At 33.1% G+C, this 7,820-nt stretch carries 8 protein-coding genes; 5 read left to right on the top strand and 3 right to left on the bottom strand.

What is annotated here, in order from left to right; genetic code table 11:
• The coding region (locus tag ACOX6R_RS06615; RefSeq protein WP_433448521.1) for a zinc ribbon domain-containing protein at nucleotides 1–288 on the bottom strand (288 nt) is incomplete at its 3' end.
• 151 nt (nucleotides 289–439) lie between these two features.
• Nucleotides 440–730 carry a hypothetical protein gene (locus ACOX6R_RS06610; protein ID WP_433448519.1) on the bottom strand — a complete coding sequence of 97 codons (291 nt, stop codon included), beginning with the start codon at nucleotides 728–730 and terminating at the stop codon, nucleotides 440–442.
• A 173-nt stretch (nucleotides 731–903) separates the two neighbouring features.
• On the opposite strand from ACOX6R_RS06610, the gene dnaX reads away from it, so the two are divergent.
• The 5 genes from dnaX (at nucleotide 904) to ACOX6R_RS06585 (ending at nucleotide 7,083) form a co-directional block, all read left to right on the top strand.
• Nucleotides 904–2,571, top strand: a complete 1,668-nt coding sequence (dnaX, locus tag ACOX6R_RS06605; RefSeq protein WP_433448517.1) for a DNA polymerase III subunit gamma/tau — start codon at nucleotides 904–906, stop codon at nucleotides 2,569–2,571.
• Between the two features lie 17 nt (nucleotides 2,572–2,588).
• On the top strand, nucleotides 2,589–2,930 hold the full coding sequence (locus ACOX6R_RS06600; RefSeq protein ID WP_433448515.1) for a YbaB/EbfC family nucleoid-associated protein: 342 nt from the start codon (nucleotides 2,589–2,591) through the stop codon (nucleotides 2,928–2,930).
• Nucleotides 2,931–2,936: 6 nt separating this feature from the next.
• Complete coding sequence (gene recR / locus ACOX6R_RS06595; protein WP_433448513.1) at nucleotides 2,937–3,536, top strand: recombination mediator RecR; 600 nt, start codon at nucleotides 2,937–2,939, stop codon at nucleotides 3,534–3,536.
• Nucleotides 3,537–3,601: 65 nt separating this feature from the next.
• Nucleotides 3,602–5,584, top strand: a complete 1,983-nt coding sequence (ftsH, locus tag ACOX6R_RS06590) for an ATP-dependent zinc metalloprotease FtsH (protein ID WP_433448523.1) — start codon at nucleotides 3,602–3,604, stop codon at nucleotides 5,582–5,584.
• A gap of 203 nt (nucleotides 5,585–5,787) precedes the next feature.
• The gene (locus tag ACOX6R_RS06585; protein ID WP_433448511.1) at nucleotides 5,788–7,083 is read left to right on the top strand and encodes a Na+/H+ antiporter NhaC family protein; all 1,296 of its coding nucleotides are present in this window, start codon (nucleotides 5,788–5,790) and stop codon (nucleotides 7,081–7,083) included.
• A 203-nt stretch (nucleotides 7,084–7,286) separates the two neighbouring features.
• On the opposite strand, the gene ACOX6R_RS06580 is transcribed toward ACOX6R_RS06585, so the two are convergent.
• Nucleotides 7,287–7,706: a Fur family transcriptional regulator gene (locus tag ACOX6R_RS06580; protein ID WP_433448509.1), complete on the bottom strand. Its 420-nt coding sequence runs from the start codon at nucleotides 7,704–7,706 to the stop codon at nucleotides 7,287–7,289.
• Nucleotides 7,707–7,820 lie beyond the last annotated feature (114 nt).

Here is a 7,820-nt window from a genome sequence, read left to right as displayed (position 1 = left end):
ATCTTTATTAGAAGAAAGGCCAGCACTTCCTGTTTCATAATCAGCTATATTCTTGGAAATCTTTTTATCGACTTCAGCTATAATATTTTTAATTTCATCAGTTGTGTCGATCTTATCTATAGATATTGGTTTAAAAACTCGAGTCTCTTCAGATAATTCTTTTTTTGCTTTAGAATCTTTCGAATCAGTACCTTCAACTTTGATATGTACATTCTTCAGATTTTTACCGCAAACAGCACAAAAATTATCGTTCTCAGAAACTTTGTTTCCACAATTTGGGCAATACAAGAGCACACCTTCTTTCTTTCGTTTTATTTAATATTATAACATATATGTCATTAAAGTTTTTAGGGAGAAAAAAATAATTTGGAAATGATAAATTAATATTGATAAAAAAAGAAGCCCAATGAATGGGCTCCCTTATAAACACTAAGTTAAATTATTTTGCAGTGTTTTCTGTAGTTGTGTTTTCAGTTTCAGCTGTGTTTTCAGCTGCTGCATTGTTAGCTTCAGCTTTGTTTTCTTCAGCTTTGTTGTTGATAGCTTCTTTTTCAGCTTCTGCGTTTGCGTTTACTTCAGCTTTGTTTGCATTAGCTTGTTCTTCAACAGCATTTTTTTCAGCGTTAGCTGCATTGTTTGCTGCTTGGTTATCTTTACCTTGGCAAGCAACCATGCCTAACATTAATACTGAAATAAGTCCAACACTAGCGATTTTCTTTAAGTTTTTCATTATAATTTCCTCCTAAATGATCTTCATTGATCTTCTTTACCTATATACTAATGGATGGTTGTGATAGTTTTGTGAAAAAGATGTTAAAATTTTTAGAAGAAATAATAAAAAACAAATAAATAAATTTTATTTTTATTTACAGATACTCATGTATAATATAATCAGGTGAGAAAATGTACAAAGCACTTTATAGAAAATACAGGTCCAAGACTTTTGACGAGTTGTATGGACAAAAGACAGTAGTAGAGTCTCTTAAAAATCAAGTAAAAAACAATGAATTAAATCATGCATATATATTCTCTGGCACAAGAGGAACGGGAAAGACATCAGCTGCAAAAATATTATCAAGAGCAGTAAATTGTCTAAATCCAAAAGATGGCAATCCATGTAATGAATGCGAAAATTGTAAAGCAATATTAGAAGAGCGAGCAATTGATGTAGTGGAAATGGATGCTGCTTCAAACAATGGTGTCGACGACATAAGGGAGCTAAAGGATAAAGTAATTTATCCACCCACAAAATTAAAATACAAAGTATATATTATAGATGAAGTTCACATGCTCTCTAAAGGAGCCTTTAATGCGCTATTAAAAATTTTGGAAGAGCCACCAACTCATCTAATATTTATACTAGCAACCACAGAAATAGAAAAAATTCCTGCTACCATACTCTCACGTGCCCAAAAATTTAATTTTAAGAGGATATCCAACGAAGATATTGTAAAAAATCTTTCGAGAATTGCAGAGCTTGAAAACAAATCATGCGATGAAGAAGTTTATAATTTAATTGCAAAGAGTTCTGATGGTGCAATGCGTGATGCACTTTCTGTTTTAGATCAACTTCTTACAATAGATAAAGATTATATTGAAGTAGAAGATGCAATGAGGATAATGGGAATATCTTCTAACAAGCTAATATTTGCACTGACAGATGCGTTAATCGAAAAAGATGCAAATAGGGTCTTAGAACTTATTGATGATATTGCAAACGAGGGGATAGACTTTTCTATCTTAACATCGCAGCTTCTAAGTCACTTTAGAGATCTCATGCTCGTTAAGACTCTAAGAGAACCGCAAAAAATTGTATTCTCAACATACTTAAAGGATTTTCATCTGCAAGCTGATAAAATAGAACTTTATGAATTGTTGGAAATAATTGATAGACTTAAAGATTTAAGTATCGACATGAGATATGCAGAAAATAAACGAGTTATATTGGAAATGAGCGCAATAAAAATCACAATGCGTCTAAATCAAAAAGAAATAATATCTCGAATTGAAAGCTTGGAAGAAATAGTTAAAAAAGGAGATTTTAAATCTATTAAAAACTCGAGTCCTGATTATGACCATCTGACTTTAGGTAGTAGTAATAGAAAAGAAAATCTTGATGATACTTACAAGAAAAATTTAAATCAAAAAAACTTATCAACTAGATCAGATGATAAAGATACTACTAGTAAAACAGAGGAGTTAGAAGAATCCCCAAATATTGAAAATGAAGCTAAATCTGATATAATTAAAGATGATATTACAATAGATGAAATTAAATCTAATTGGGACAATATCTTAAAAGAATTAAAAACAAAAAAATTCTCTTTGGTCGCATCACTTGTAAATGGAAGTCTAAAGAGTTTTACAAATAATCTTTTAGAAATTGATTTTTCAAATACTGATAAGATGTATTACGAAATGTGTAACAATGATGAGAACAAGGCACTCATTGGAGATGTCTTTGAGGCAGTTTATGGAATTAAAATTGATGTTCACATGACTTATAAAAAAGACAGAAAAACTAATAAGCTAGAAGATTTATTTGGCAAAGAAAATATAGAAGAAATTTAATTTAAATAGGAGGAATTATGGCTAGAGGTGGATATCCAGGCTTCCCAGGCGGAGGCGGAAGAAACAACATGATGAAGCAAATTGAAAAGCTTCAAAAACAAATGGAACAAATGCAGGAAGATTTACAAAAACAAGAGATTACAGAAAGTGCTGGTGGCGGAGCAGTTGAAGCAACTGTAAATGGTAACAAAGAGCTAATTAGCATTAAATTAGATAAAGACGCAGTTGATCCAGATGATGTTGAAATGTTAGAAGATTTAATTGTAGTTGCTGTAAATTCTGCAATGAAATCTGCTGAAGAAAAAATGTCATCACAAATGGGCAAATTTACTGGCGGATTAAATATACCAGGACTTTAATAAGTAATGAGTAAATCTGGACCAATAGAAGACTTAATTAAAAAATTAAATAAACTTCCTGGCATCGGTTCAAAAACAGCTCAGCGCTTAGCATATCATATAATTGATATGGATGATATTGAGGTTAAAGAGCTTGCAAGTTCTATCATTAGAGCAAAGACAGAAATAGTTCAGTGCAGCGTCTGTATGAATTTTAGCGACACTGATCCTTGTGAAATTTGTTCTAACCCAAATAGAGATGACTCGGTTATTTGTGTTGTTGAATATCCAAAAGATGTTGAGGCAATGGAAAGATCAATGAGCTTTAACGGAAAGTACCACGTTCTTCACGGAGTAGTCTCTCCAATGAAGGGCAGGTCAATTGATGATATCAAAGCGCGCGAACTTTTAAAAAGGCTGGAAGATGGAAGTGTAAAAGAAGTCATAATAGCTACTAATCCAACTGCAGATGGAGACACTACGGCAATGTATTTAAAAAATCTCTTAGAACCATATAATGTCGTTGTTTCTCGAATTGGCTATGGTTTGCCAGTTGGTGGAGATTTAGAATTTTATGACGAATTAACTATTTCAACAGCAATTAAAAACAGGAGAAAACTAAATTAATTTTTGGGTTCGCCCAAAAATTTTTTCTTTATCCTTTAAAATAATTGCATAGATTTGAGGGAGATATTTTGTCGAAAAAGAATAATGATTTTAAAAAATTTATTCCCACTATATTTTATATAATTTTGGCAATTGTAACTTTTTATGCCATAGCCATAGTTTTTATACCAAAGCTTAATCAAGATGAAAATATAAAAACAACTGACTATGTAAGTTTTGTCAAAATGTTAAATAATGGGAAGGTAACTAAGGTACAGCTTACAGAAAAGAAAGTTGCCTTTGAAGTAAAAAATGACGGAAAAACAGAAAAGTACGAAACAAATAAAATTTACGATCCTAATTTAGTTGATAGACTTATTGCAAATGATGTAAAGAGTGATCAAATATATAAGGAAGAGATTAATCCGTTCCTTTCAATGATCATATCAACGGTGGGAACAATTTTTATGCTAGTAGTCGTTTGGCTCATCGTTTCTAAAATTGTGATGGGACGAATTGGCGATGGCGGCGGAATTGGGCCGATGAACCTGGGTAAAAGTGGGGCAAAGATATATGTCGAGTCCACAGATGGAATAAGATTTGATTCTGTTGCCGGTCAAGAAGAGGCCAAAGGGGCACTGAGTGAACTGGTTGACTTTTTGAACAATCCAAAAAAATATACAAAGATTGGTGCAAAACTTCCAAAGGGTGCTCTATTAGTTGGACCTCCTGGAACAGGAAAGACACTTCTTGCAAAGGCAGTAGCAAGTGAAGCTGGAGTACCATTTTTCTCAATTTCAGGTTCTGCTTTTGTTGAAATGTTTGTAGGTCTTGGTGCTGCAAAAGTTAGAGACTTATTTAAACAGGCTGAAGAAAAGGCACCATGTATCATATTTATTGACGAGATTGATACAATTGGTAAAAAGAGAGAAGTAGGTGGCTTTTCAGGAAATGATGAAAGGGAGCAAACTTTAAACCAACTTCTATCAGAAATGGATGGATTTGATGCAAGAAGCGGTGTAGTAATACTTGCGGCAACAAATAGACCAGATTCACTTGATCCAGCTCTTTTAAGACCAGGTAGATTTGATAGAAGAATTCCAGTTGAACTTCCAGACCTTGCAGGCAGAGTTGCAATACTAAAAGTTCATGCCAAAAAAATTCAAAAAGAAGATAACATTGACTATGAACATGTGGGACGAGCAACAGCAGGAGCAAGTGGTGCAGACCTTGCCAATATGGTAAACGAAGCAGCACTTAGAGCAGTTCGCGAAGGCAGAGATAAAATGAGCCAAAGAGATTTGGAAGAGTCTGTTGAAGTAGTGCTCGCAGGTTATGAAAAGAAAAATGCTGTTATATCGCAAGAAGAAAAAAGAATTATTGCATATCACGAAGTGGGACATGCTCTTGTTGCAGCAAAGCAAAAAGGTACAGCTCCAGTTCACAAGATTACAATAATTCCAAGAACTTCAGGTGCACTTGGATACACTATGCAAGTTGACGAGGAAGAAAAATTCTTAATGTCAAAAGAAGAAGCATTTAGCACAATAGTTACACTAACTGGTGGCAGAAGTGCTGAGGAAATTATATTTAACTCAAGGACAAGTGGTGCTTCAAATGATATTGAAAAGGCAACAAAAATTGCCAAAGCCATGGTAACAAGATTTGGTATGACTGATGAGTTTGGCTTTGTGGCATTGGAAAGCATGTCCAATATGTATCTAGGTGGAGATGCGTCACTTCAATGTTCACCACAGACTCAATATGAAATCGACAACGCCGTTCAAAAAATTATTGAAGAGGCTCATGACAAGGCAAGGGAAATTTTGCGCGACAACATTAAGGCTCTTCATGCCATTGCAGAGTATTTATTGAGACAGGAGACAATCACTGGCGATGAGTTTATGGAAATTTTAAGAGACTATGAGGCTTCTGATAACTCTAAAACTTCTGATATCGATGATGAATCTAATACATCAGATAACTCATCAGAAGAAACTCAAATTGATGCTAAAAATGATATAGAAAGCCCAAATGACTCATCAATTGACTCAGACGATAAATTTTGATTTAAAATATTTAAAAAAATTTAAAAATAATTTAATCTGCAAGATTAAGTAATATACTAAAATTAAGACACATTGAAAGAAAATTTCTCTGTGTCTTTTTTTGTATTTTTAAATAAACTTTAGACATCTGCATGAAAAAGGGTATATAATAAAAAACATATTGATTTTTGAGGGAACTTAAAAATTAAAGAAAGGGGAGACAGATGATATTAACAAATGGAGTAGTACTATCTGTAATAATACTTGCGGTCTTAAGTGTACTTAAGGTTCCAGTATTTTTTGCCTTGATGATTGCAGCAATTTCTGCAGGATTATTTTCAGGCTTAAATATTACAGATACGATGTCAATTTTAATTGGCGGAATGGGAAATAATGCCGAGACTGCACTTAGCTATATTTTACTAGGTTCACTTGCCTTTGCAATGGAGGAGACAGGTGCAGCTGCTATAATGGCGAAAAAAATAAGCAATCTCGTAAAGGATAACAAGGTTGTTCTTTGTTTAATTATTGTAGTTATTGCAACTGTAGCAGAGACAATAATTCCAATTCACATTGCTTTTATTCCAATATTAATACCGCCACTATTAAGTGTGATGAACAAATTAAAGATGAACAGAAAGATGCTTTCAGTATCTTTTGGATTTGGACTTAAAGCGCCATACATTGCAATTCCTTTGGGATATGGTGCAATTTTCCAAGGACTTATCGTTGAATCTTTTAAATCAAGTGGACTTAACATCAGTCACGCAGATGTAGTTAAAACTAACTGGATACCTGCAGCAATAATGGCCGTAGGACTTGTTGTCGCATTAATAGTATTTTCTGGAGAAAGAGAATATAAAGATATTTTAGTTGATGAAGAAGATTTAAAAAATGTAAAGATGGAGAAGAGACATGTTTTAATTTTCATCTCAGGTCTTATAACTGTTGGAGTTCAAATTTTAACAGACTCACTTCCACTTGGAGCACTTATTGGACTAATCTTTATCGTTGCAACTAGAGCAATTAAGTGGGACGACATGCAAAATATGCTTGATGGTGGAATTAGGATGATGGGCTTTATCGCCTTTGTAATGTTAATTGCAGCAGGATATGCCAATGTTGTAATTGAGTCTGGAGCAGTAGATCAATTAGTTAATTATGCAACTTCACTTCTTGGTGGATCAAAACTTGTTGCTTCTTATGTAATGATTTTACTTGGACTTTTAATAACACTAGGTATAGGAACATCCTTTGGTACAGTGCCAATTATTTCTGCAATATATGTTCCAATCGCAATGAAACTTGGTTACTCACCAATGGCAACAATTTTACTTGTAACAATTGCAGCAGTATGTGGCGATGCCGGTTCGCCTGCATCTGATACAACTCTTGGACCAACATCAGGACTTAATGCTGACGGACAACATGACCACATTAGAGATACTTGTATACCGATGTTCACATTCTTTGGTATTCCACTAATTATAATAGGTGGTTTTGTAACTACACTTTTATAAAAATTAAATATGTAAATAAAAAAAGACTTCTGTGGGGTGAATCAGAAGTCTTTTATAGTGATTTCATACATAAGTAAAGGATTTTAGTAATATTAATAAGTTTAAGGATTATACTAATCAAATCACTATATATATTATAACTATTTTAAGGAAAAAGTAAAGGATTATTTTGCATTACGGTTTAGATTCCACATAGTGGGATATCACTCATCCTTTTTTTGACATTCAGGGCATATACCAACGAGTTCTACGCTGTGATATTCAACTACATATCCAGTTTCTTTTGCCGCTGCCTCGTCAAATTCATGCAATGGGCATTTTTCTATTGATGAAATTTTTCCGCATTTTGAGCAGATGATAAAATGTCTGTGACCAAGTTTTGCAGTTTCATAATATAAAAGTCCGTTGGAGTAAAGATTTTTTTTAAGTAAGTCTTCATCAGCAAGTTGTTTTAAAATTCTGTATAGGGAAGTAAAGCTTGGCACTGCTTCTTTATCTATATCTTCATAAATCTGCTCAGCGTTCATGGGAACTTTCGAAGCGTTTAAAAGTTCAAGCACTGCTAGTCGACCTTTAGTTACTTTTAAATTTTTATCTTTTAACATTTTCTTATAATCTTCCATAATTTCTCCTTTAACTAATAACATTATTACTTGTACATATATTATAACAATTATGAAAAAATTACAAAATTTAAAGAAAAATTTTTAAATACTATTGATTCTTATTTACATTGG

The organism is Peptoniphilus sp. (assembly GCF_050943655.1).
Taxonomy (GTDB): Bacteria; Bacillota; Clostridia; order Tissierellales; family Peptoniphilaceae; genus Peptoniphilus_A.
This window is presented reverse-complemented; position numbering and strand designations above follow the sequence as displayed.

Excerpts from the sequence above, each read along its gene's own strand:
- ACOX6R_RS06610 (WP_433448519.1), bottom strand. The coding sequence starts at position 730 with ATGAAAAACTTAAAGAAAATCGCTAGTGTTGGACTTATTTCAGTATTA.
- dnaX (WP_433448517.1), top strand. The coding sequence starts at position 904 with ATGTACAAAGCACTTTATAGAAAATACAGGTCCAAGACTTTTGACGAG.
- ACOX6R_RS06600 (WP_433448515.1), top strand. The coding sequence starts at position 2,589 with ATGGCTAGAGGTGGATATCCAGGCTTCCCAGGCGGAGGCGGAAGAAAC.
- recR (WP_433448513.1), top strand. The coding sequence starts at position 2,937 with ATGAGTAAATCTGGACCAATAGAAGACTTAATTAAAAAATTAAATAAA.
- ACOX6R_RS06585 (WP_433448511.1), top strand. The coding sequence starts at position 5,788 with ATGATATTAACAAATGGAGTAGTACTATCTGTAATAATACTTGCGGTC.
- ACOX6R_RS06580 (WP_433448509.1), bottom strand. The coding sequence starts at position 7,706 with ATGGAAGATTATAAGAAAATGTTAAAAGATAAAAATTTAAAAGTAACT.